Annotated in this window: 12 protein-coding genes; 1 reads left to right on the top strand and 11 read right to left on the bottom strand. The window is 41.5% G+C overall.

Annotation, left to right across the window (positions count from 1 at the left end; all coding sequences use genetic code 11):
- From AC59IL_RS24275 to AC59IL_RS24235, 9 genes are all read right to left on the bottom strand, one after another.
- A complete protein-coding gene (locus AC59IL_RS24275) occupies positions 1-372 on the bottom strand; it encodes a hypothetical protein (RefSeq protein ID WP_496554795.1) in 372 nt (123 codons plus the stop codon).
- Positions 373-9,663: an RHS repeat domain-containing protein gene (locus AC59IL_RS24270; protein ID WP_496554794.1), complete on the bottom strand. Its 9,291-nt coding sequence runs from the start codon at positions 9,661-9,663 to the stop codon at positions 373-375.
- Between the two features lie 10 nt (positions 9,664-9,673).
- Positions 9,674-10,468, bottom strand: coding sequence for a hypothetical protein (locus AC59IL_RS24265; RefSeq protein ID WP_496554793.1), 795 nt, complete (start codon positions 10,466-10,468; stop codon positions 9,674-9,676).
- A gap of 48 nt (positions 10,469-10,516) precedes the next feature.
- Positions 10,517-17,110 carry a DNRLRE domain-containing protein gene (locus AC59IL_RS24260; protein WP_496554792.1) on the bottom strand — a complete coding sequence of 2,198 codons (6,594 nt, stop codon included), beginning with the start codon at positions 17,108-17,110 and terminating at the stop codon, positions 10,517-10,519.
- A gap of 9 nt (positions 17,111-17,119) precedes the next feature.
- Positions 17,120-17,611 (bottom strand): hypothetical protein, encoded by a 492-nt coding sequence (locus tag AC59IL_RS24255; protein ID WP_496554791.1) that lies wholly within the window; start codon positions 17,609-17,611, stop codon positions 17,120-17,122.
- A 16-nt stretch (positions 17,612-17,627) separates the two neighbouring features.
- Entirely contained in the window at positions 17,628-18,719 is a 1,092-nt protein-coding gene (locus AC59IL_RS24250; RefSeq protein ID WP_496554790.1) for a hypothetical protein, read from the bottom strand.
- Between the two features lie 12 nt (positions 18,720-18,731).
- The gene (locus AC59IL_RS24245; protein WP_496554789.1) at positions 18,732-21,125 is read right to left on the bottom strand and encodes an ATP synthase subunit B family protein; all 2,394 of its coding nucleotides are present in this window, start codon (positions 21,123-21,125) and stop codon (positions 18,732-18,734) included.
- Between the two features lie 49 nt (positions 21,126-21,174).
- The gene (locus tag AC59IL_RS24240; protein ID WP_496554788.1) at positions 21,175-22,533 is read right to left on the bottom strand and encodes a hypothetical protein; all 1,359 of its coding nucleotides are present in this window, start codon (positions 22,531-22,533) and stop codon (positions 21,175-21,177) included.
- A gap of 150 nt (positions 22,534-22,683) precedes the next feature.
- A complete protein-coding gene (locus AC59IL_RS24235; protein WP_496554787.1) occupies positions 22,684-22,881 on the bottom strand; it encodes a hypothetical protein in 198 nt (65 codons plus the stop codon).
- An 825-nt stretch (positions 22,882-23,706) separates the two neighbouring features.
- On the opposite strand from AC59IL_RS24235, the gene AC59IL_RS24230 reads away from it, so the two are divergent.
- Entirely contained in the window at positions 23,707-24,531 is an 825-nt protein-coding gene (locus tag AC59IL_RS24230; protein ID WP_496554786.1) for a glutaminyl-peptide cyclotransferase, read from the top strand.
- A gap of 129 nt (positions 24,532-24,660) precedes the next feature.
- Here AC59IL_RS24230 and AC59IL_RS24225 read toward each other — a convergent pair whose 3' ends face one another.
- Together AC59IL_RS24225 and AC59IL_RS24220 are read right to left on the bottom strand one after the other, a co-directional pair.
- A complete protein-coding gene (locus AC59IL_RS24225) occupies positions 24,661-25,572 on the bottom strand; it encodes a class I SAM-dependent methyltransferase (RefSeq protein ID WP_496554785.1) in 912 nt (303 codons plus the stop codon).
- Between the two features lie 54 nt (positions 25,573-25,626).
- A complete protein-coding gene (locus tag AC59IL_RS24220; protein ID WP_496554784.1) occupies positions 25,627-26,298 on the bottom strand; it encodes a hypothetical protein in 672 nt (223 codons plus the stop codon).
- Positions 26,299-26,970 lie beyond the last annotated feature (672 nt).

Below are 26,970 nucleotides of genomic sequence, written 5' to 3'. Positions count from 1 at the left end.
TTATTTTAAACTATCGCAAGTGGGTAATTTTGCCCAACCTAACTCAGGCACATCACTGAATTTAAAACATCGGGGAACTTGATCAAATTCAATGTATTTCCACTTTGAAGGATAATCCCGTGAAATTTTAAAAAAGATAAGCGAGTCATTAGCCGACCTGATATCTGTAAATTCAGCAGTATAACTTTTATTATTGTAATAATATTTACATGTATAACCAAAGCCACTTTCAAGCGATTCTTTCTCTATAACAAGTCCGATCACATATGCCGGGTTTTTATTAATCAAATTTTCTTTATACAGTCTTATCGAAAGTAGAATTAAGCAAAAAGTAGCTGCCCCTGTTGTAACTACAATTTTTGTTTTTCTCATTTACGGCAATAAATCTTTAAAAGATGTTTTTAATTGATCAAATCCAGCTTTTAGCAAATCCACAGATTCCTTATTTGCCTCCAAACTTTTACCCAATTCTCCAGTACTCGTTTTTAAAAAGCTAAACATTAAATCCATTGCAATAGCACCGCCTCCCTTATTTCCCAAAAGGGCGCTTTTAACCCCTTTATTAATACTCACATCATTCACTGCATTCAATACTTCACCACCTGCTTTCCACCAAAAGCCTAATTTACTCGTTACCGTTGATACAATAACATCGTGCCAATCGACTTTCCCCAAATCTCCCCTTGCAGCAACGAATTTCTTGGTAAATTCCTGCCCGAATGCCGTAACGTAACCATTTTCCGTGAGCCAGATTCCGGCCCGTGTTATCTGCATATAAACTCCGCTTCCAATGCCGGCGCCTGCCGCAGCGGGAGCACCAATAAGGAAAACGGATGCAATCTGCATTTTTCTGCCATCTCTTTCTGCCTGGTCAATTCTTTGCAAAGATTCTAAATCATTTGCATAATCCTCGGCAAAACTTCTGTTTTGAAGTGCTTGTTTAAGACTCATTTTGCCATCAATTACCCGGCCGTACAGGGCAGCATTATTTCCCAAATCATGATTAACTCTGATAGAAGTACCACCAAACCATTTCCATGTATGCCATTTCTTTGACCTGGCAGAAACTACAACTTCTGCCATAGTTGAACCAGGCCCGGCCATTATCAAACCATATTTCGAATTTCCAAAATAATAACTATAGCCATTTCTATCTCTCCTGGACCATTGACCAGTTTTCATATGCTTGTATCCATCTATCTTCCCGCTACCATCAATCCACTCGTAAGATCCTGTTTGTTTATTTTTATACCAATCATTACCATCTGGGTCTACATTAACAATGGGATTATTCCCTAAAGTGGCGTATCCACTTACGCCTGGCCTGTCAACAGGATCTAAATTCCATCTTCTTCCTATTCTTGCATCATATTGCCAGAATTCAGCGGTGTAGGAATCGTTACCTAATTCTTTAGATTTTTCCTGTCCATTAAATCCATATCTATAATTACCACTATTCCAGCCACGGCCCGGCATCTGCATTCCAAATGGATAATAATCGGTAGCTGTTAATACATTGGCCTCATAATAATCAACAATATTATCGTGGTCTTCATCAACACCTGTTTTGCTGTCACCGATGGTTGCCAGCACATTGTCTAAATGATTCCTTAATTCGTACTCACGCTCTCCAATATTGAATTGCCCGGTTCCTGCCCCCGGCGCCTGCCATGTACCGGTAACATCAATATTCGGATGCCACATGCCGAGGCGACCGCTGCCATACAGGTGTTGTTCGGCCCATTTTAATTTATCATTAGAAGAAGGAGTTGTTGGTACAAACCGGGTATATGTGCCTAAGACATTACCGCGGTAATCCCGTACATAAAACGTAAACTGACTTCCTGTAGAAGTTAACTCTTCTTTGCTAGCCCGATTGCCAGTGGCATCATATTTATAGGTGATTGTATTATTTGGATTTTCGATCCGTTTAATTTTGCCATATACTGTCCAGTATGTCGATGTTGTTTTTTCTGTAATCAGATTGCCTATGCGGTCATACTTATAATTATCTGCCAGCTGATCATCAATATCTTCTGTGTAGTAGTTTGCACCTACATTGTCGGTAATATGCCTTAGCTTATTATTCAATAAATGCCCGTCGGCACTGCGATTATAGTTATAAGTAAGCGCATCCATGTTAAAGCCAATGCCATTGTTTACATTACCATTTCTGTTATATGACAGTATGTTGCCATTACCATCATAGCTGATATCTTCCTGGTACTCCTGCATAATAGAGCTATTATCCCAGGTTGATACACCGGTAGCAATATTGTGCATACGCATTTGCTTTAACCGGTTCAACTGATCGTACCGGTAGCTATAGCCCTTCACAGCCCCGTTATTAAGTTTACTTAATGCCAGTGTGGCATTAGTGATATTGCCATTAAATAAGTCATTACCTGTGGCCGTATTGGGAAGGCCGGGCATTTGATATTTGCTATTAAAGGCAGTTGCACCTGTTCCACCAACCGGTAAATAATCATTGGTAAAATAGCCAAGTGAGAAGCCTATTACATCCCGCCCAACAGATGCAAATGCAGTTCCGGCTTTTCCATCTCCCCCCATGTCATTATTAGCATCCAGTACCTGGCTGTTAATGCCCTTCAACCAACCCTGCAGTGTATAAGCATAATCCAGTCCCTGCACTTTATTATTTCCCAGTTCGGTTCTCGCCAATGGACCATGCAAATAGTATCGGTAAGTAGCTTCTGTATTCCAGATCAGACCATCGCGGCTGGTACTTGCCTCCACTACCCTGTTATCGGCATCATACCGGTAACTGTAATAAAACTGATCACCCTTGCCTTCCTGGTATTTTACTTTATTTGTTTTACCACTTACCAGGTCGTATTCATAGTCTATTCGTTTGAGACCAGTAGTTGGGTCGAACTCAGACAGCTTTGCATTTTCCTGATATAGTGTTTTAACATTTCCAATGATATCGTAGGAAAAATAGGAAGCAGCTGTGCGTTGAGAAGCTACATCGCCTTCGAATGTAATGGAAGCGGCGAGGCGTTTTCGTAAATTGGTCAGCAATCCCGGTGCAAAAGAAGGCGCTTCATCATAAATAGATTGCGTTGCCTGGCTGTTCTGCCCACTTTGCATCCAGCTTTGCAGCGCTGCATTGTTACGTGCCAGATCTTCTGTCATATTACTAACCGCATTTACTTTCTCACCAGTTTCTACAATACGGTCAAAAGCATCAAACTTAGTGTAGCTAAACCTGTTATTATTATCCCCCACCGAACTTTGCAATTGCTCCGCATTTTGCGAAACGGCAAGTTTTCCTAAGCGGTCGTACCAGAACTGGGTAGTGCCACCATCGGGTGAGGTTTGCCTTATTACCTGGTCCAGGCTGTTATAGGCATAGGTTGTTGGCAGCCCATGTAAGGGAACAATAAATTTGTTTAAACTTTCAACATTTACAATGTTACTGATGGCAGCACCCGCGTTCGCCCAGCTATAACCCGAGGCAGGAAACTGCACATTATTATGGTTACAGGTCACATCTGCGAGATTGGTTCCGTCTTCAGGATCGATGGGCCAGTAGCCTGCCAACGTAGTTTCTGATGAAGGCAAAATGCCACGCTGGTAGTTATCCAATATTTGTTGTGCAGTGCGCGCTACATTCCAGATACGCACTTCATCAATTCCACCCTGCATAATTCCATATCCACCACTGGCAAAGGTGTAACCCGGACTTACATATTGTTTAGTTGAAGTAAGTCCCGCTTTGGCGAATTGTCCGTTTATATATAGCGAGGGGGTTCCATTGTTGTACACAACAGCAACATGCGTCCAGCCGGTCACAGCTCCCTGCCAAACCAGTAATGGTGGCATATAACCATCGGCATGCTCATACACACTTACACCATTTGTTCCAACCGAAATGCCCATGCCTGCGCGGCCTGTACTGGCAGCACCACCCCATGCGGGGAAAATAGCATACTGCTGTCCGCTTGTTCCTGCAGAACCTGATTGTGACTGGGCATCGATTTCATGCGTACCCTGGGGGTTTACCCACAACTCAACCGTGAAATTATTGGTAACATTGGTGAGTGCTTTTTCAGGCAGGTTCAATGCAGCATTTACCTGCAAGGCGCCCCGGTTCGGTATGGTAACAATTTCGGTGGCCGGATTACAGAGTGAAGTAATATTAAAACGTCCCCAAACCAATAAAGGAGAATTTGTACCCTTTAAAGATTCAGTAATAGACAGGCAGGGATTAGCATAATTCTCCGCTACCTCTGCATCTGCCAAAGTCCTGTTGTATAAACGCAGGTGCTTTAATGGCTCAATCACTTCAGCCGGTAATGTATAGCCGGCGGTTATCTCCCAGGCGAAAGGATAAGCAGGAGCATTGCTACCCGTTAAAGGTGTTAACTTGTTTCCATTAAAATATACATCCCAGGAAGTATTACCGGTAAAGCCGGCAGACTGAACAACTACCTGCGACCACTTTTGTATAGTAAATGAACTGATATCTGCCACTACCTGATTGGTAAGTGTAATATCGATATCCCCCGAACTACCGGGCTGCAATGAATATATTTCTACCCATAATTTTTGATTGGCAATGGCGGCCTGATACATGTACTTATTATCAGGTGTAATAATCCGCACCTGACTGCCTGCACTGCCGTCAACACCGTTTAACCACATCTCCAACGACTGAGCTGCATTGTTTTGAAGGTTGCTGCTGAATGCATTCAGAATAGCCGCTTTGTCATCGATCTTTGTAATACCGTCATCTTCGCAGCCAGAAACTCCGAGCTTGCGTAAAGTTTGCACCTGGTCAATCTGCGCATCACTTAAAAAACGAACACCTTCGGGTGGAATGGTCTTTACCAGATTGCCACTTTGATCATAATAGTAGAGTGTATAATGATATTCATATTGCTCCCCGGAAATTGTAGCAGAAGCACTGGTGCCAATACATTTGGCTATGTACAGATTCCTGAACCTTGCCCGCTCAAGCACTATATAACGGTCGTATTCCTGACCTGCGCTCTCTAAAGCTCCTATAATATTATTGGAAGCACAGATGAAATCATCCTGCGGTACTGCCGGAGAGGCAGGTTTATTATATAATACTGCCAGTCCGTTAACAGCGCATTTTTGTGTATAAGCAAAGTAATCGCTGTAACTGAGGGCATATCCGAGCTTATGATTACAGAAGTTCGTGAACAGAACACGGTATAACTTACTGTTTTGATTTATTCCCGGATACTTTGATAAGAAATCATTAGTAAGCGAGCTGATCTTACTACAATTAATAAATGGATGATCGCCATTGGCAGGAACCGGTGACACGAATGCTATTGGCAGAAGAACCGGTTCGTTCAGGTACCTGCACGAAGATGCACACCGGGCTTCAAGATCCTGCAGTTGCGCACTCGTTAACGTCATATCGTCTTCCAGTTCCTGTTTCAGCCATGCATAAAAATCACCTCCCGGGAACCTGCTTTTAATGGCAGCGAGGTTAGCGCATATAGTACTGTTGATTTCACCTGAGTTGGGATTAACGGTAACAGGATTTTTATCCCAGGGATAAGGCGTTTCCAATAACTCCTGGCTGAAGCCTTGTTGAACCAGCGATGAACCTATGTAATAATTAAATGCTTCTTCAAAGTTGTGAAACCCATTTGAAGCTGTAATACCATTTGGCAAAGTACTGGCTGCCCTGATCGTTTCAAATGTGGTGGCAGTTTGAATATTTGTTATTGCAATTTCCTTTAAAGCGAAGGTCAGTTGTTGTATAGTACCGTCTGAAATGCTGCTGAATGCAGCCTCCTCATCCCGTACAGCTTTCAGCTGATCTTCCCAGGTTAACCTAAGCTCTTCAATGTTCGAAAGCGCTTCTGAGCGGTACTTATTCAGAACTTCGGCATCTGTAGGCACTGATGCCGGATTGGCACTCAAGCAGTTTACAGTACCCTGCAGAAATGTATAATCATTAAATATGCGACTTTTTTGAGAGTATAATGCAGCACGTGGATCAGCACTACAGGTAGAAGGTATTTGTATTGGTAAATCACAGGTAATTTGACCATTAATAATAGAAAAGCTTACGTCGTGCCGGTAATTCTGACATCCAAATTCTTCATGCCCTGCTTTTTCAATAACTCCTGCATCCAGATATTTCTGAGTTGTTCCAGGCTCAACTGTTACCCATTGCTCGCTTGATACCTGATTTAGAAGTTTACTAAGTTTTATTTGTGTTCTTGTTACTACTGGTTTTTTAGCCCGAAGGTATACAAACCAATAAGCAATAATGCAGTCATTAGGCCAGGGTTGATCCTCTACTACTATTTCAAAATCGTCTGTCGTAAGACAGGAAAGGGTACTATTTTGTGTACAGGCATATTGCCCAAGCGCGTCCGGACCTATAAAACAATCTGTGCAATCCGGATTCAAATCAGCTTTTACTTTACGAACATAGCTACTTTTTACCTGCAGGTAATAATTGCGATACAATTCCCATTCGCTATAAATTGACCTACATGTAGCATCCGGCGAACAGGACGCGGACCATGTGTTTATAAATGCATTTGCATCGGTGCCGGCATTTAAAGGTTTGCAATACAGAGTCCAATCGATAAACTGAAAAATATTTTTGCCTGCCAGCGGGGTTCCATTAGCATCTTTGATTTTAAACCCAATTACATCGGAAAGATTATTCAGGTCTTGCTGCATATTTGCTTTCAAACCGCTGCCGCGTCCGCCATTGAAGAAAGGATCGGCATCCAGTAAGGCATACATATTGTTACGGTTATAATACCCTCTGACCTGCGCATCACTGCCGGTTGTCACCAGTTCACGTAATGTTTTATCAAAATTATAACTGGCTTCAATATTCTTATCTGCCGGGCTATAGCTTTGATCTTTACAAAACAGGTAACTGCAATACTCCACATGCTTTTTCACAAAGGCATCTGCCCATTCAGGATGTTGTATATAAACCCTTATAAAATCCGACAATGATAAATCATGTGCATATACCGTGTTGCCGTCTTCGTTTACATAGGTTAAATTATATATCTCGGTGTTGCTGGCGTCGTTATAATTGTAAAAATGGAAAATATTCACTTCCGGATAAGGATCAGAATAGGCATCAGACGCATCATCATACGTATATAAAGCATACTGGCCACCCGGTGTAACGTCGTATTTCATCTGCAATAAATAATCCTCACAGGCAGATGTTACGTTACAGGATAAACTATTACATTTTGCTTTTAAGTCGTTCCAGGTACTTGTGATCCATGTTTGTACAGCACTGCTGGCCTGTACGCCACTGAATTTATCGGTACCCAGCAAGTCAATTACTTTTTGCCTGAAAGCATCGGGTGTAGCGCCAAGTGTTTTACAGGCATCGCAGGTAGAGTAACAACCGGCCAGATCGAGCTTATTCAGCTCTTCTTCAAAAAAGTTCTGCAGCTTTTTTAAGTCGGTATTGTGGGCTATGTAATAATCTGTTTGATAGTTCACCACATCTTCACTTAACCTGAGGGTATAGGTAACCGTATAGGAGCCTTTTTTAGGTATCAGCACACTGAAATTACCGGCTACAGGTGCCGCATTGGGATTGCATGCAACATCGTTAATCGCAAATGCCGAACTGGTAGTGCTTCCTCTGATAACGCCGCAATCGTCCCGTACTTCTATCAACACATCATAATAACAGTTGCTGCAGAATTGCCCCTGACTATGGTTGGTGGTCAATGCGGCAGGATTTACCGAATAGTTTAAAGTAAACGTACCGGTTACCTCGGCCATGAAGGTAGAGGTGGATTTCATCAGCATTTCAGCAGCATCCCTTCTGAAATCGGAGCTTCCGATTACCTGATCGTTAAATGGCACTCTGGCTCCACTGGCCGAAGGCAAAGCATCTACAGTTTCCGGCGCACTGCCGGCTAACGCTGTTGCAATTGTTCTTCCATTGGCATCTATATAAGTAACGCTTGCCTGACCATTCGGGTCGATGATCATATTTTTGAGGTAATGCGAACAATCGCCTGCCTCGATACCGAATATCCTGTCGAGTTCCCTTTGCGTTGGCTTTCCATATATATATTGCGTAGCATGGCCGTTCACTATGCGAAATGAATCGCCCGGCGCGCTCTGCCGGCGAATACGCCCGGTGTTATCAGGCGTGTATTCAACTAACGAGTAGGGGTATTTTTCTGCATCAGGCACATATTTGGTAAAGTAAAAGTCTTTGTCGCCAAGAAAGGTATTATTTGCCGAATAATACTTTGATGCACCGCCTTTTGTTGGGTCAGTTGAAGTATTGTTCATGTAATCGGCATCGATCAAACAATCACTTGTTGTGCCGGCAGCTAAATTTATGTCGGAATGGCTGTAAGCCTGTCCATTTCTGTTTACATTAAACTCCGGGTAATAATTAAGGCTTTTACTGTTAACAGGCGCCGGCAAAACATTTATAGCCGGCCTTCCCATCTGGTCGTAAATGGTTTCCTGAACAATAGCCGTTTCCTGACGATCTGTTGTACTGCCGGGTACCAATGTTTTATCGCTGTTGCTTAATGTAACCGCCTGCCGGTTACGTAATGTAGCATCGTAATACGTAATTACTTCCTTGCGCTTTCCTTCTTCGGCAAAAGCAGCTGAATATTGCCAGTTCATTCCTGATTCATGTGCAGTTACCGGAGCACATAGTGCATTTCCGCTTCCATTATCATTATCCCAGTTGCCGGTAATACGTAAATTGGTAACCGGCTGATAAGATGCCCCGCGCACCCGTACCAGCACATATCCATCGGGGTAAGGTAAATTAATAGTATATGATGAAGATGTTACAGTAACCCTTGAATTATCATTTACCATCCATTCCTGGGCTTTATCTTTCGGTAAAGAGCCGCCATTTGCGTAAGTAGCAAAAATCGCTTGTCCGTTTGTGCTCAGCCGGTCAATAAAGGTCCATTCAATATCATACTCCTCCGGGCTACCAAAATCTGCAGGATTCCACGAAACAACCAGTTGATTACTATTGTTAGTGATACCTGTAAAAAAGCCGGCAGCCATTAAAGAAAGGGTATTCACTCCACTACTTTGCAGGTCGATATTTGTCAGATCGGCCTGCAGCGGACCGGTGGCATTGGGATCAAAAGGATATTTACGTTCAACCAGTATCTGGTTTTTTAATCGGAAAACAGGCGGTATGTTTTCGCCCCACTCCGGTGAAGTGATAGAATTTACAACTACTACTACTTTAAAAGCATTTTTGAATTTATACTGTGCATTCGCCGGGTAAAAGGCTCCTTTGGCGGTATCGTATTTTACCACCAGGTTTACATTGTTGATCTCATCAGGCGTAGTTTGGTCACGACTGGTATAATACTTTATAGAAACATTTAAGGTACAGGTAAACGGTTTATTATAAAAGTATACCGAGGTATCAAACCGCAATTCAAACGAAATGATGTTATCTACCGACAGGTGCGTTATTTTATTCCATTCATCGGGCGACAGATGTAAAAACTTATCATCTATCACCACACACGAATCACCCTGTTTAATTTTTCCGGTTAACATTTGGATATACGATTCACTGGAAGCCAGCAGAACAGATACCGGCAGGCAAGCCAGGAAAACCAACACCAGAATTCTTTTAATAATGTGCTGTACCATCATATAATAAGGCTTACTGTTGGGGATTAGTTATATGTACCTGATAGCCCTGATATTTCAATGCAGGCTCAACCTGGTCATTTTTAATGGTAATGATCTTATTGATCAATTCGTCCGGATTAAAATCGTTTACAGCCAACGGCTGATAATCAATGTGGCTTATCCAAACACGATTTGCTGCAGTGGTGTCGGTTACCATTGCATCCTTCCACCATTGAATAACTGCATGTTTTATGCGGTAAGTTGTCGGATCGTACGTAACACTATAACTTTTGATATCAGGATTAAAATCGCTTTTGAACGACATCGTACGGTCATTACTGTTTTTATCCTGTGTAACCTTTCCGGTTATTTTAAAATCGGCCTTTTCATCAAACAGCATATCTATTGATGGCTGTGCGGGGCCGCCATTACCCGTCATGTCGGCCAATTGATCCGACACTATAATCACCTGGTTAACCGTATCGAGTTGTACGAGTACCGATCCATTATAAACCGATTGCAGGTAGCTGAACTGCGAATAAAACTGATCGTTTTGTTTTATATACCGGAAGGTAGTTTTTTCCTTTACGGTGCCTTTATTTTCACCATCGTACAAGGTAATTGTACCACCTAAAGCCATAGAAGTGTCTTTTTTCGAGTAACGTTCGTACAAACGGCTGAACTCTTCTTTGGGGTCGGGAAGATCATTACGTTCTTCAGTTGTTCTTACAAACCAGCCTCGCCATGAACCGGCGATCGCCAGCCCGGTGATCATCAATAACACCACTATGAGTGGAATAATTATTTTCTTTTTGGTGCTCATCATGTTGAACTTATTAACTGATTAACCTTTTTATCTTATGAACTTATCAACTCATCTTTGCCTGAATGACTGCCTGTTTTCTTTCAGCGTCATAATACCACGTTCCGTTTCCTTCTTTACTCTGATCAGCGTGCCTTCATCATCGTATTCATAAAAAGCAGCAAAGTTGTTTTCGTCGAGTTGCGCCATAAGCCGCATTGAACGGTCGTCATATACATATGAATTCATCTGTCCGTCGAAAGGAAGAATACGCACGTCATCTATATAGATATTAGAGCCGTTTAAATTCAGGGAGAAAAATGAACCGGCTGTAAAAGGCAGATCGAGCCGTTTCCATCCTTCTACTACAGGTACTACAATAGTGTTCACCTGCTGATCCTGGCCGTTTATCGCAACCGTTAATCCGCTTATTTTATTCGATTGCAGACTACTGTCATACACCCACATACTAAGCAGATACTTTTTACCACTTACCGGAGCGAAGCCTTTTGCCAATTCATTGGTTGCTAATATGGCACGCCCTGCATTATCATATGTGAGCGGAGAAATGGCTGGTGGTGCTGCGTTGCCTCCCTGTTTGTAGATACTCACATTACCGCTAAACTTATAACTATATTTACCGGTATGTGCTCTATTAGTAACTAAACACCCCGAAGAACTGCACCAGGTAGCACCTGGTTGTTGATATCTAAGTCCCCAGTCGAAATGACGGGCAAGCGGGCAGCTTGCATCTGTACCACCTAAGTAGAAATAATAATCTTCAAACCCATCAAAAGCTATTTCATTGCGGCGGGCATTGGCTCCAACTGCAGTTGCTACCGATTGACGATACCCAAATAAAGCAGCACTATACCTGTATGCAGCCTGCGAAGAGAGATCAATGATATTTCCCTGGCGGTCGCGGTTTATTGGCAATACACTTTCTACTTCGTTTCCCTTCTCATCATAATAAACCGATTTATTCGCCCATACCCAACGCTCATTCACATCGGCCGGATTAACACTGGTATGCAAAGTGCCCGGCTGGAATGTCCAGAAAGGATTAAATGATGCATAAGCACCGGAAGTACGAATATTCGTTCCTCCAACGAGGCTGGAAAGCCCGGCTTTCTGTTCCCTGTTAACAGTATATGCAAAATTTTGTTTTGGCCTCCAGTTGCCTAAGACACCCTGCGCATACGGGTTTATCATTTGATTAACCGGGTCGACGCAATCATGGTTTACGCTATAGCAAATGTTCAGAACAGGCTGCTTACCGGTAGATTCGCCATTAATGCCATAATAAATCGCATGACCATCTGCAGATTCGTTTTGCAAACTAAGTCTTATACTAAACGGCTCATTCATATTTTGGTGCCAGTCGTTCAACATACCCGTAACATCAACCGTAACAGAAGAACTTAAAATACTTGAAACCACCTGCACCTGATTTGCATCCGTAACAGCGGGTTGATTGTTCCAATTAAGGTCCTGGCACAATACATATTGAGTTACACGCTTAATATTGGCCGGTGCCGCCAAACTTAAGGGGAGCTTATACAATGTAAGCGTTGCCGACGTAATAGTTGCCCCTGTGGGAAGATAAGGAGTTGCAAAATTTAAGAAACCTCTGCCCAATCTGTTGCTGCTGGTTTCTACCACTGCAGAAAAATAATCATTGCAGTATGGTGGTGAAACATTGTCGATAAAATAATTACCTAATGTCTCAATGTCCGGATAAACCGGCGGCCTGCAACTTACTTCGGTATACGATTTGTTGGGCACCGGCACTCCCCATTCATTGCTGTACAACACCGCTTTTGCATCGAGTATTTTATTGGCAACACTGAATTGTAATATTTTACCTAACCCCGATTCAACAATCGGATTATTCATACATACAATGCTACCCACTCCTGCCCCGGTAAGGTTGCGCCTGCCCGAACGGAATACGATATATTTTCCACTGGTCGAAATCAGATTACCATCGGCATCAATGAAACGTAATATATTGTCGCCCGATTTAAGCACCCAGCCCTTTTGATTACCATCGGCCGACACCAGTTCATCGCCCGGAAATACATAGGATGTATAGGCCGTTGGAATAACACCGTTGGTTCCGGTATTTAAATCAGTAAATACAGCGCCAATATTTTTATACGCTGCGCCCATACCTTCATGCCCTTCGGCCAGGTAAGCCGGGTAATTAAAGGCGTACGTATAATCATTAAACTCATTTTGGGTTCTGGTTAAAAGTACGGACCCTGTTTCTCCATCCCATAACAGATTTTCCGACGTAATAGAAGAACCATGTTTCGTAGTGCGTACCTTTTTGAGAATACCGTATTTATGAATGACTTTAACCTGTGAAACGGAATTGTATGTACTTCTGGTTATGCTGTAGCCATAATTGACTGCCACATAAGGAACAGGCCAGATAGTAACAACCATCATCCCGCCATAAGCGCCAATGCTTGCACCCACACTTTCGCTGATACTTTCACGCACATCGGTGGTCATATCCACATCAGTTCCCATCAACGCGGTTTGAATTTTTCCTGCCTCCCCCTCCTGTAATATATCTACATAATTATTTAATTGCTTTTCCTGTGCATTTTCATCTGCTACGTTGTAAAAACTTTCGGTTGAAGAAATTTCGGTACCGGCCTTATCGAACACTTTTACCGATTTCGATTTCCCATGCATATCGTTCAACTCGATTTTAAATCCCTGCGATGTAACTAACCGGTTTATTGCGGTTGATGTAAATAATCTAACCAGCAGGCTGTTTTCATACTTTGTTGGCTGTAATGGCAGGTTATCTACCACAGTTGGAAAATCTTTGGCGGTATAAAACTCAGCCTCGGTATAACCTGTAAATTTATCAAGCGCGCCCCCCTGCGCATAGTTATCGCCAAAATTGGTAACAGTTACTTTGCTATACCCTACCGAAGCAGCCGGAAAATACGTTTCACAAAAAGGCCTTTCAACGAAATGGTGCTTATCGGGCGCCCAATGAACTTTTTCGGTATAGGGAATGGGCTCATGAAATGGATTTTCCTCATTGCCTATCTGCGGCTCATAAGCAGCAACGCCCGATGAAATAACATCTCCTGTCGAAGTTTTTAAAGAATAATCATATTCCTGTCCATACTTAGCTGTTTTACCGGTCTGGTGCGACATATCGTTCCAGGCATCTTCAATCATTATTTTTTTAACACGGCTCCCTCCGCCTATTTTATTATACTTCGGATTATACAGCCGGATCATGCTTTTCGACAAATCAATGGTATTGGCAAAATTTTTATTGAATGCCATTTTTTCAAAAGGTTGAAAAAACTCCCTCATGTTAATGACTGACTGAACAAGGGATTTTATCGCGGCCTGGCCAAAACGTACATCTGAATTATCATAATTATCGTAGGCATATTGGGGCAAATCATTTTTTATCATTTGCCACGAAGCCTTCGTTACCGGGTTGTATTTATTGTTTATCTTTTTAAGTGCAACAAAGGCTGTTTGGCCGCCGCCATTCAGCACGCAGTTGCCCTCGTCTATTTCAGCATATCCCTGCACATATTCCCAATGCCCGCGATTATCAATATCTGTGTAGATTTTATAGTATATATTGTTTACAGTCTGTCCATCCGGCCCTTTCAGGTATTTCTTTTTAAAATCATCGGTATTGGCGGCAGGTACAGGAAGCTCCACCGTAAATCCCGATGATCCTTTCATATCCGTGTTGTTACCGGCGCTGTTGCCAACGCCTGTAACATAACACATTTGCATAGCCTTCCGGTTTTGTACGTACCCATAATCATCTGCCTCGTATTGTATATTGATAGTACTGCCCGTTGGCGTTATTATTTTATTCAATTGCCATTTTGAAGCAAATAAATTGGCCAGATCGCGTTCATTATAAGCAACGTTATCGTTTTCCTGAATAGCATAAGGGAACTCACCATTATTCAGTTTACCATCTGTTGCAGTGCCGGTTAAATGATTGTACCAGGTTGGCCTATAGGTACCCCACCGGTCGGTTTGACGTTCGGCATACTGATTTTTTGATTCTGCATTGTTCGGATCGTTATAAGGAACGGGCAGCGAAGGAAACACATCTGCCACCTTGCGCAGGTCGTATGAAAATTCGTATGGGTTCGACTGTCCTCTGGTATTGTTACCGAAAGTAAAGTATACTTTTTTTAAAGTAAGCTTTCCTTTGTCTTTATTGACATTTGCCTGTGAAGCAGGATTTACCGCGGCACCATTTACATCAACGCCTGCTCCTGTATTATTGGGAACGCCCGGATGAATGGAGTAGTCATATTCGAAATGAACCACTTTTACTGGTACTGCATTGGTTCCGTTTTTTAGCCAATCAGCTTTTGAATACAGTGTTATTTTATCCAGCTTTTTCTGCTTTATTGTAGTGCTTTGTCCGCCATTCTCTCCTGCCACACCCAAACCGTCTTCGCGGTCAGATGTTTGAAAAAAAGCAATCATTGTTTTGCTTTCAATGGAACTTAAGTACCATAACTCCTTTTTACCATATACATAATTCGCTATATCATCCTTGGGGTCGCTGATAAATCCTTCGTTGTAATTCGCCATATTAGCTGCATACGGCGCTCTCCACTGATAGGGCACTTCCTGATTGTTAACCTTTACTACATGTTTGGCATAATTAAATTTTATTGCGGTACCATAATCATCATCCGAAATGCCGTCATTTTTTACATCTACGTAATCGGGCGACAAAATACCGGTTAGCAAAAAGGAGGTGGCATAGGGTGGCAATATATCCCTTGAAAATAAATTAGCTCTTCCTTTCTGATTACCGAATGAATTTTCGCTCCCCGGTGTATATCCGATCAGGCCTGTTCTTCGTATACGTTCTTTATCGGATTCGGCAGGATTCTGAACGGAAAAACTTACTTCCTGCTGTTCGAGGTTATAAACAGGTATGCCATATACCATGCGTTTACCTTCATCATTAGTAACCGTTATTTCCGATATATGATGTGCTTTGCGTTTATCCGTTATTCTTCCATTATTTTCACTATCTCCATTAATCGTTTTATCTAATCCGTATTTCCGGGCCTGTTCAGCAGTCAGATAACTTATCGACGAAGTGCGTTTATCTCTTTTATTTCTTTTTAACGGATTTCTTATTTGTAAATATTGCCCTTCGCGGGTTTTAAAGTCCTCAAATGTTCTTATAACCGGACCGGTACGGTTTTTTTCATTAATAGATACCTGAACAGTTTTATCGGCTCCGATTTTATTAAAATAGTCCTCATCTGATTTAGTATTTTCCCCAGTTCCTTTAAAGTATACCGATTCGTCATCGGGTTTGGATGCAACATCGAAACCCGGCTCTCCCTCATTTAGAAAAAAGTTGTACTTAGACCATTTATTGGTACTTGCATTACCACTTGTATAATCTACCCTTGCTCCGGCTTTAAATGCATTACCTGCACCAATAGTGATGCCTGCTTTTGTATTGGTAGTTGTATTATAATGGGCTTTATCAAATATTACATAATTGCCGCCAAAAAAAGGCCTGAACTGTTGAGAACCGGTTTGACCGGTAGCCATAAAAAAATCATGCGTTGCAATAGGAACAGGTAAAGCAGGAATACCAGGTATATATACGCCATCTTTTTCGCGGTTATAATCGATCAGCACATCCGGATTCTTCCGGCCATTGACATAATTCATATATCCATAGGCAGAAGTAGTTACCCTTCTTTGTAATATTTTTTCGCTGTAGGTATACCCATTCCCCCCCACACCCAGATAACCACCAAACACCGATGGTCCAATGTCAAATCCAAAAGTGAATCCTGTGTTGGCAGTGTTGGTAGTAAAAGTAGGCGTATAGGTTTGTCCGAAATATTTGACAGCAGAAAACTCCATTGAAGGAATAAAGGCTGCTTGTTTTGTAGGGGAAAACGACGCATCGAGCGAAACCGATTTCAATCCCGAGCGGGTATTATAGGCAAAAGACCCGGAAATTGTTCTTACATTTTCATCCTGCGCAAAATCATGTTCCCGCTCCAAAGATAATGAGGGACTCAATGTTGCGCCTTCCCGAACATCTGAATTAACACTTAACCCTGCAGTGAGCTTTGTTACTTTGTTGCGGGCCAACATATAACTTAAACTTAAGCCAACCTCAGCACCTACTCCATAATAGTTATCTTTATAAACGCCTAATTTAATACTGGCGCTACCTTTTTCCCATGCCAGCGCAGAAGGTTTCAAAATTATCGTTCCGCCCACCTTTTTAAAATCTTTGCGGGAATAATCCTTCGTCACTTTATCGCCGTTAAAGTCATCCGGCAACCCTCGCATATTCCTGTTAACAGCTCCCGGATTTAAAGTCCAGCCATAACCCACCCAGGTAGCTTCATCTTCCATCCCCTCCCCTGAGCCATACGCCAGATTTACCGGATATCCGCCCACATCTATCAACGGTATATTATATTTAAGATCACCGGTAAAAAGATCAACCATGTCATTTGTTCCCGCCGGCTCAAACTTTTGCATCTCGGGTTGTGCCGGGCCGGAGGTTAACGCATACGCCATCCCGGGGTAAAAGGTTTCTATTCCAAATACGATCAGGAAGAACCAGGCCGTTAATTTTTTAGTGCTGTTACGCATTCTCTGAACCTATTTAATGTTTTGGTTTAAAGCAATGATTTGTTTTTGCCAATCGCCGAATGAGTCATTATAAACTAACGCATCCGGTTGTTTGCCCGCCGGCAACTCAAATACAAGTATTGCTTCTTTTATCATTTTATTCAATCCTGTCACCGGCTGAAAATAAACCGGCGCAATGGAGTCGGCGCCAATTACCGCTTTCCAGTCATTACCCATCCGGTAATCATAATACACTGTTTGCTCCTCTTTCACTTTTGCATTGACCGGTATACTATCAATAAATCCAATCTTAAAAGACGAAAACGCACCATAATTATCCGATTTCATCACCCGCCTGCTATCTACTTTATCTACATACAACACCGATCCGTTTTTATGAATTTCTGCCAAATGCCTGAAGTGATCTTTATTCACAGGCACAGGTTGATGGCATCCCTGTAAAAAGAAGATGGTGTACAGCCAGCCTATAACCGATAATTTCAAAACCAATTTCTCTTTCATAAACTTTCAATAAGCGCTAATTAATATCCTTGTCTTCGTATATAAACCGAACTTCCACATCGGGTTCATTAAATGGATATACCTTCAGCAAATAATGTTTGCCAACCTGCAGATCCATATCCGTTAAATCAATATCTATTTTATTTAATCCGGGTACCAATGACACATCGGGCAGATCTTTAATTTTTTTCATCCCGTTGCCCAGGTCATAAATTGTATAGCTCAACTTTTTTATGTTGTAGTTATTCCGGAATGAAAATTTCAGCGTTCTGTTGGCTATATAATAATTGCCGTTTACCATCAACTTCAGCTCGCGGTAGCTATCGTTTGACATTTGTTTACCTGGCTCAGAACACTGAACAGTAAACTCCCATATTTCAGACCTCGACATCACCACATTATTCTGATAAGCAATTACCTGCCAGCAATACGTTTTACCCTCTTTTAAATCGGGATGCGACGATGGATAATTTACAGAGGTTGTAGTAATATTATCAAGCAATAACAGGGGAGCATTCACCAATAAATTTTCAATTGATTCGCCTTCCTTCTTTTCGGTAAGCAATAACCTGAACCGCATTGACGAACTAAATGGAATGGGCGGTTGCCAGCTTAGCACAGGCCGCTTCTGGCAAATTTTATCACCATCCGAAGGATTGATCAGCGATATGGGAACCAGCGGCACAATTTCGGCATCAAAGCAATTTTCATAATCATCTGCCTGCTTATCGGCATTTATAAACCGGTAACAAAATTCATATTGGCCGGGAGGAAAATTTTTAGTTTGATTTACTATGCCGGCGTAGGCATTAGACGAAAACTTAAAAAAACTACCCGCAAAAACACTTCTTGAAAAATTAGTCATGCCGGGCTGAAAATTTGTAGCCGGTGTAGTAATGGTAACGATCATCGTTTTACTAACCGTTTCACGAACCGCAATAACCACCTGCCCTTTCAATGGAGATCCTGTAAGATTCTGAACCTGAAATGATCCAAGTCCATCAATGCTTCTTCCATATACTTCGGGTTGAAAGTAAAATACAAACTGTGCCTGCGTTATGTTGCATACCAGCAATAACCCCATACATATTGATAGCAATAGTTTCATACCCAACTACATTTAAAAATTAAAGTGCATTCCGGCAGTCACAAACAGCTGGTTAGCTAATTCGGGCCGTATGGTGTAAACCGCTTTTTTATAGGAAAAATCTATATCTATATTCAGCTTTTGTATTATTACAGCGCTCAGCTGTTGTTTTATGCCTATTTGCCTGTTCCATCCTGTGTTGGCATAGTAGCCCAGGCTATTGCCCAATCGAATAGTTTGTGTAATTGGATAAGAATAATTAACCTCCGATGTAAACATCGATGTATTGAATAGGTAATCCTTATTATCAGACCGGTTTAATAACAACATCAGAGATAAAGGATTTTTATGAATGGGCATTACCGAAGAGTGCATCACCATGACTGAATTACTTTTGTAATTCTCATTGATTAGCACAGGAACATTCATTCGCTGATGGCTAATGGTGGCATTATTTGTTATTTTCTTTCCCCAAACCCGTACACTATAAGTTCCATCGGCCTGAAGGCGGGAATTATTGCCAATACTTTCTCCCGCTGAAAAAAGTTTCGAATGCAGGTCGCTTCTTTGCCAGGTTAATCCCACGCGACTACTCCTGTTGATGCGGTAATTCAACTGCACTTTATTATTGATCGAAGTATGGGTATACTGTTTTAACGGATCAAAATCGCGTTTACTATAGTCGATTTTATATTTAAGCGTAATTTTTTTATTTACCAGCTTTTTGGTAAACCCGAAACCGACCTTTGTTTCACCGGCACGTAAAAGAATATTGCCGGGGTTATTATATCCCAACCCTACTTTTTTGAAAAACACATTTACATCGCTGTTCAAAATTTCTCCTGAATAATCTACCATAGCCGCATAATTCGATTTGCCGGCATTGCTCAATAAACTATTATATGCATTTGACTTATACGTTTGGCTATCTGATAACATATTATTGCTGTAAGAGCCAAACGATTTTGAAACATCTACTGCTATTTTATGCTTTGGTGCAATATCAAAGCCTGAATGAAATGAAATGGTAGCGTCGCGACGCTGAGGAACAGCCATGTAAGCCGACTGCATTGGAATTTCACGCCCGCTTAATTGCGAAAAATCTCTGAAATCAAAAAAGTTAATCGAAACAGATTGTTGTGAAGAACTGCCGGTACCAGTACCTAATTTAAATCCCGCTATACTGGAATACTCATTCGTTACACCACTTTGCAACCCCGCCCCCAGCCAGTTATTGATATTATTATTTCTTCCATAAATAAATCCAACGCTTGCTTTCTTATTTTGAAACCCGGTATTTACCCCTGTATTAATAACATTTTGTAAAGAAAAATCGCCGTCCTGTACCGCATTCTGGCCAAGGTTAAGTTTGGTCATATTCATAAACAATCGTTGAACCACGCTTAAATCAACATGATCGTCTACAATCTTTTCAAGGTTAGCCGGTTGTTTTAAATATGATTTGTAGCTGTCGCGCGTGAATGGCAAATTCGACTTCAGCTGTTTTACTATTTTGTTGTTCTCGAACCGGTCTTTACCCGCCACTATTTTCTGATAAATTTTCTCCAACAGCTCCAGCTTTTTTTCATGAGCCGGATTTCCGGCTAACACAGAATCCTTCATAGCCGCAGAAGTAGTGTTCGCCTCAGACAACAATCTGCTCTTTAAAACAGAAAGATCGGTTTTAGACAGGTCAGTAACTCCTTCGGGCAATTGAACAGCCGACTTATATTTTTGAGCATACTCACTTTGTAGTGCAGCTATTTCTTTCTGTAACGCTTTTTCATAGTTGCCTTTTATAGCATTAATCCGGTTCATCGTTAAAGCAGTAACCGCATCGGGGTTCAATTTTTCAGCTACTTTGCTTTGAATAGTTTCTACATACTTTTTATGGTCGAAGTTGAACTTTAGCAGTTTATTGAAAGATGTGTAATCAGAAGTATACATGCCGTTCATTCCTTTGAATGAAAAGTTAACAGGTAATTCAAACAGAGAAATGCCCGCACTAACATTATAACTGTATACATTATTCAAACTATTTAATAAACCCAGCTCTGCACCAGAAGTATCACGTAGATAGGTATACTCAAAATCTGCACTAATATGACCAGGCTTCACAAACTTATTATCATCAAACAATGCAATTTTAGAAATTAGCTGTTGCTGAATATTTCGCTGGTCATTTAAAAGATCATTCCATGCTCCCTTTGCATCAGTAATTTGTTTTAAGGGCAACAAAGTATCTGTTCGCAGGTGCATTCGCTGTTTCAGCTCCGCTACTTCACTTTTGACCTGGCTGTTAATTTTTGATTTCAGGGTATCTGCAGACAGCGGTTGATTTTGCTGCGTAAAAGCAGATTCAATAACCAGGTTGGTCAGTAGCATTATGCATGCCACACGATATAATCTCTGTGGAATAAAATTCATAGATCGCGTTTGAATATCAAAGCGGAAATGTCTAATATGTATGCAGGTGTTAGTGCTTGTCTTTAAGTTCAGCTACTGCTTTCAATAATTCTTTCAGTTGCCTGTTTTCTTCCTGTAATTTATTTACCTGGCTTTTCAGTTCCTGGAACTGTTCGTTATAAGTTTGCTGGGATTTATTCTGTACTTCGAGCTTTTTATTTTGTTCAATCACATATAAGGTAAGCTCTTCGACCTTTTTTAACAGGATTGCCTGGTTCTCTCCAAGGTCGATTCCATCTTTTTGTACTTCATCTGCCGACGGAACATCCGGCAAGTGATGGTATTCCTGAATGTATTTTTCTACTTCATTCAGCCCGGGTAAATGGTAGCTGGCGTGAAAAACGTAATCAGGCCATGTATCAGTGTCTACTCTAACCTTACGGGTACGGATGCCGCTTTCAACAAAAAGCTGAAATCTGCTATCATTTGTTTTATCTGTTCCTATGCCAACCTTGCCATCCGCGCCAACATTCATAGCAGGATGCCAGCTTTGATCCCAAAAAGCCTGGAAACCTATAACTAACCGGTCTGCGGGATCAGCAGCATCACCGATATTCATGCGCAATTCACTTATGTCGCCGGCAACGTTATAGCGACCAATCCACATCGGGTCTGAGTTGGAATTATACCCAAAACCAATTCTTTTCCCATAACCCACATTATCATCCTGGGCTCCTAATGAAAGGTCACCGTTAAAAAATCCGGTTCCTTCCACATGCAGTCTGCTACCAGGACTTCCTGTGCCAATACCCAGATTTCCTGCATCTGTAAGCCGCATCTTTTCTGACCAGTTACCTGCATTCAAATCAGTACAGGAACCGAAGCGCAGCCCGCTATTCTGATTACCGTTTTTCCACATAAGCGCATTATCGGTCCATAGTTCTACAAATCCGCCCAATGCGTCATCTGTTGAAGCAGCTATGTGCCCACCTACAACATGTAATCTGGAAGCAGGGTTGGTTGTACCAACACCAATACTATTATCAACGACAAAATTGCTTCTGCTTACTCTGAGTCCTCTTCCTCCATCGCCCAGCGGTTCATAGGTAACCCAATTATCGTTCCAGTCAAAAAAACCTCCATCATCCGAAATGGCTATTCCCGCACCCGTATAATTTCCTGCATTTACCATAATATTCGAATACTTCGTTACGCCAAATGAATTCCATGAAGGACCCAATTGATTTAAGGTTATTGGATAAGAAGGATATTGGATTCCAATCCCTAAATAACCATTATTAATAGCCACGTTTCCATAGTTATAATAGGCTGTTCCATTCCAATATTCATACTCCCATTGTTGAGCCCGAACAGATTGCGTCATAATAAAAATGCAAGCCGGGATTAAAAGAGTTTTATAAATTCTCATCTGAAAATGGTTTTGGTCGGTGTCTTAATTATCAATATTATTTTTATAGCAATAAAAGGCATTGCCGTTCACTCCCATGCTGATACATAAACATATCGCACAGTGAGCGCAGCTTTGTTTTCCTGAAAAAGTTATTTTGAAATTGTCTTACTAATCCTGCAATCCGATATGATGCCGGATAGCAGAGGATTCCATTTTTGTAAACAGGCAATGAAAGCTCATTATAATAGTATGAGCCCGGGTAAAGAAGGAAGAAAAGTTACCGGCAATTACATCTGTTGGTATTAAGGTGCGAACACAACTGTAACGGTCTGGTGTAACCAGGGAAAACAATAATTGAGGAGGCATTTTAGGTCGGTTTTGGTTGTTATTGTTTAAAGTGCTAAAGGCTTCTCATGAACAGTCAATCCTAACGTGCAGTTAAAATTATCAAGTTTATTATACAATTACAGGAAAATTTAAAATTCGCGCAGTTTAGCCAATAAGCGTGTTGATTTAACCGATATCCGTGCAGGCCATTGTGCTTAATAGGATCATATTTGATGTAACCAGGCGTGAAGAAGGCTTACTCATAAGTGTAAAGTTGATTGGTTAACGTATAAAGGTCTTTCGATAAATTCTATGTAAAAGTAGTGGGGGGTTCATTACATTCAAAAAAACGAAAGTCACATAAACCCAACATCAGATTGTTATACCTGCTTATGTAATGTTTTAAAAAGCACTGGCAGTTCTCCCATATCGCAAACAAATAAGTTCAGGGGTGGTGAAGATGATCCTGCCAATGCATATTGCATTCTACAGGTAAAGGAGGGGTTAAGAATGATATTGGAAATAAAAACCGGGGAGGAAAGGCCGATGATACCGAATTCAAATAGTAAAAAAGGAAAATTAAAACTTATACAATGAGCCACTCAAAACGAAGAATCAAAGGGATACGATATTACAGGCGAGTGGTGTTCAGGCGATAAGCAGCTGTAAGTAAATAAAAATTTTCAAAATAACAAAATCCTGTCATTTCAAGTTTTACACTATGCTTAAATGGCGCGGCAAGCGCTTAACCAGGCTGATAATTTTTTATTTACCAGCCACATACCGGCCATATGAAAAATTAAGTTATTCTTTTAGCTTTGCTGCATTTCCAAATCGTATTTTTGATAGCTTACAGCATTAATTATGAAGAAAGTACATTTTGCAGCGATAGTAATTTTTACCCTGGTGGCAGCCTGTAATGATACCGGTACACCTGCCAATGACGATGCCGCCAATAAACCGGAGGTAACAGCTGCGCCCGCCATTCAATATGCTGTGGTGAACAAATATCCGCACGACACAACGTACTTTACCGAAGGACTTGAATTTCATAAGGGACAACTGTTCGAAAGTTCGGGAGGCAATGCCGATGAAAGCCCCTACCCTTCTGAACTGGGTATTGCCGATCTTACATCTGGTAAGGTTACCACAAAAGTGAAGCTCGATAAGGCGAAGTACTTTGGAGAAGGCATTACCTTTTTCAACGATAAACTGTATCACTTAACCTGGGTAAGCCAGGTTGGTTTTGTATACGATGCCAATACATTTAAAAAATTACAGGAGTTCAAACTGCCATCAAAAGAAGGCTGGGGCTTAACCCACGATTCGGCCCACCTGATCATGAGCGACGGCAGCAGCAACCTGTATTATTTAAGCCCTGATTCATTAAAATTATTAAACATACTTCGTGTGACCGACAGCAATGGGCCGGTTCCCAACATCAATGAACTGGAGTATGTGAACGGGTATATATATGCCAATCAATGGGAAACGCCCTACATATTGAAAATCGATCCGGCTACCGGAAAAGTAACCGGCAAGCTCGATTTAGACAATCTGCAAAAAGAAGCGTCTGCCGCGTATTCCGGTGCAGATGTTTTAAATGGCATTGCCTTCGACAGTGCCACCAATAAATTGTTGATTACCGGTAAAAGATGGCCGTATTTGTATGAAATTAAGTTCCAATAAAAAGCTTAAAGCAGAACGCAAAACGCAGAACGCAAAACGCAGAACGCTTAACGCAATACGCTTAAGCCCGTTGCATTTGGCGTTCGGCATTAAGCGTTCGGCATTTAGCGTTCGGCGTTTAGCAAAATTTTACGATTCACGACCTACCACATAAATCAGCGAACTGCACCGTTCTTTGCTGAACAGGGCATTTGCATTCGACAGGGCGCCGGTTATTCCGCCTTTCAATACACTTTCTTTGCCGGTTTTATATTTTTCACTCAGCATACTCACATAAAAACTATCAAACCACATAGGCTTAATTGCTTTTAACTGCAACCCATGTTTTTTGAGCAACCCACGCATCGACTCCGGTGAAAAATGATACAGGTGCCTGGGCACATCATAAGCCGCCCAGGTTTTGCCATATGCTGCCGCATCATAACTGGTATAGTTGGGCACTGCAATAAAAAGCGTTCCCTGTGTACGCAGCAACTCCTTTAACCTGTTTAAATATTCATGCAACTGGTGCACATGTTCCAGTACATGCCACATGGTTATAACATCGAAGCTGCCTAAAGAAGCATCAAAAAAATGTTCGGAAGGATATACTTTTAGACCAAATTGTTTCTCGGCATTTTGCCTGGCCACTTCACTGGGTTCAACGCCTTCAACCTGCCAGCCATGGTTGCGCATATGGTGCATAAACGCGCCAATGCCACTGCCCACATCCAGCAACCGGGGCGGCTGGCCGCCTTCGGCCCGCAAATGCGATTGTATTAGTTTTCTTTTATTGTTTAAAGAACGTTCCCGAACTGCGTGGTACAACCGGTTAACCAGTCCTTTGCTGGTATTGGAATGGGAAATATAATTTTCCGACTGATAATACGCGCCGATATCATTCTGTTGCGGAATATCCTGTGTAAAGCGAAGTGTACAGCTGTTGCACTGCCATATTTCAAAATCCTGTTGCGAAACGGTATAATCGCGTGCACTCAAAACATGATGAATGTTCTTCGAATCGCAGGCAGGGCAGGTTGTATAATGTATGCGTGATGACATCAGGTAATTATGACCCGCAAAGAAAAGGAAAAACAGTTTGCTGAAAAGAAAAAATTAAGGGGCTGCATTAATGCGTTGCTGGTTTCCGGCAGCCGATGTTGACAGTCCGTTTTTATAGAACCTGAAAAAGATAACGCTCAATGCAAGAGCTGCCACAATTAGGGCAAAAAACCACCATCTTTTCTTAGGAGGCTCCGGGTACGGCGGGTAATCCATCGGCTGTTCATCGGCAGGCGCCTCGCCATTTTGCTCAACTGAATTGTCGTTGGGGTAAATTTTGCGGGTAACTTCGGTATCGCCTACCAGCATGGTATGCTGTGTGTGGGTATGAATAACTCTGTTGGCCAGTGTTGGTTCCTGCAAACTGGGAATACGGCCGGCCGATTCAAATACAATTTCGCCCGATATATCTTTTTTTAATACACCGATCCCTTCCCATTCAACCACATGCCCTTCGCGCAATTTACTGCGCAGTTCATATGCCCATTCGTTATACCATTTAATGGCTTCGTAATCGGCTATGTTTTGTTGTTTGGCCAGATAGGTGAAAAAATCCTTATCGGGCGCATCAAAATATTTATCGAATCTGAAATGATAATCAGGCGGAAGAATACGACGGTTCACAAAATCGGTTTGTGCCGGAATACGCTCAATATACATCGATCCCAGCCCAGGTATGCTGATGCTTTTATGTTGCAGCAGATAACTTACCAGCACATTTGTCATAATTCTGTGGTTTACTCTGCAAAGAACAAAAATTTTCCGGTAAGAAGAACAGATTTTTCTCAAAACCTTTATCCACCGTTTTACCGCATGCTGTTCGCAGGTAATAAGTACTTTTTCTTCTGTAATAGCTACATTTTCCGGTTTTAGTTACTTTTTTGTAGCTATAGTTAGTTTTTCCAGCCTATAGCTTTAAGTCCCTGCACGATAATTACTTTTCCTCCATCTATAGCTACATTTTCCTTCAACGTTAGTTACTTTTTTTGCCGTTTTAGATTCATGTTCCGGCCTGATAACTCTTTTCTTCCGGTGATAGTTACTTTTTCTGCGGCTGTAGATTTTTTTTATTGAAAAATAACTTAAAACACTCAGTAATTTTCAAAATCACAAGAAAAAAAATTAAAGTTCATTCGTATTTATTCTAAATCATAACAAAAAGTAATTAATTTTTACAGTTCTTAACCGTATCACTACGAGAAAAAAATCAAATATTAAGTGTTCATAACCTATTGCCAGGGAAAAAGGATCTATAACCCACCGTTTTTAACCTATAACACAGAAAAAAATACCTATAACCCACCCTTTTTGACTTATAACCAGGAAAAAATTATTATTACTCAACGTTTTTCACCGGTTGCCGCGAAAAAAAATCAATAACGCTTCATTTTTAATCCA

The organism is Niastella sp. sgz303648 (assembly GCF_059587045.1).
This window is presented reverse-complemented; position numbering and strand designations above follow the sequence as displayed.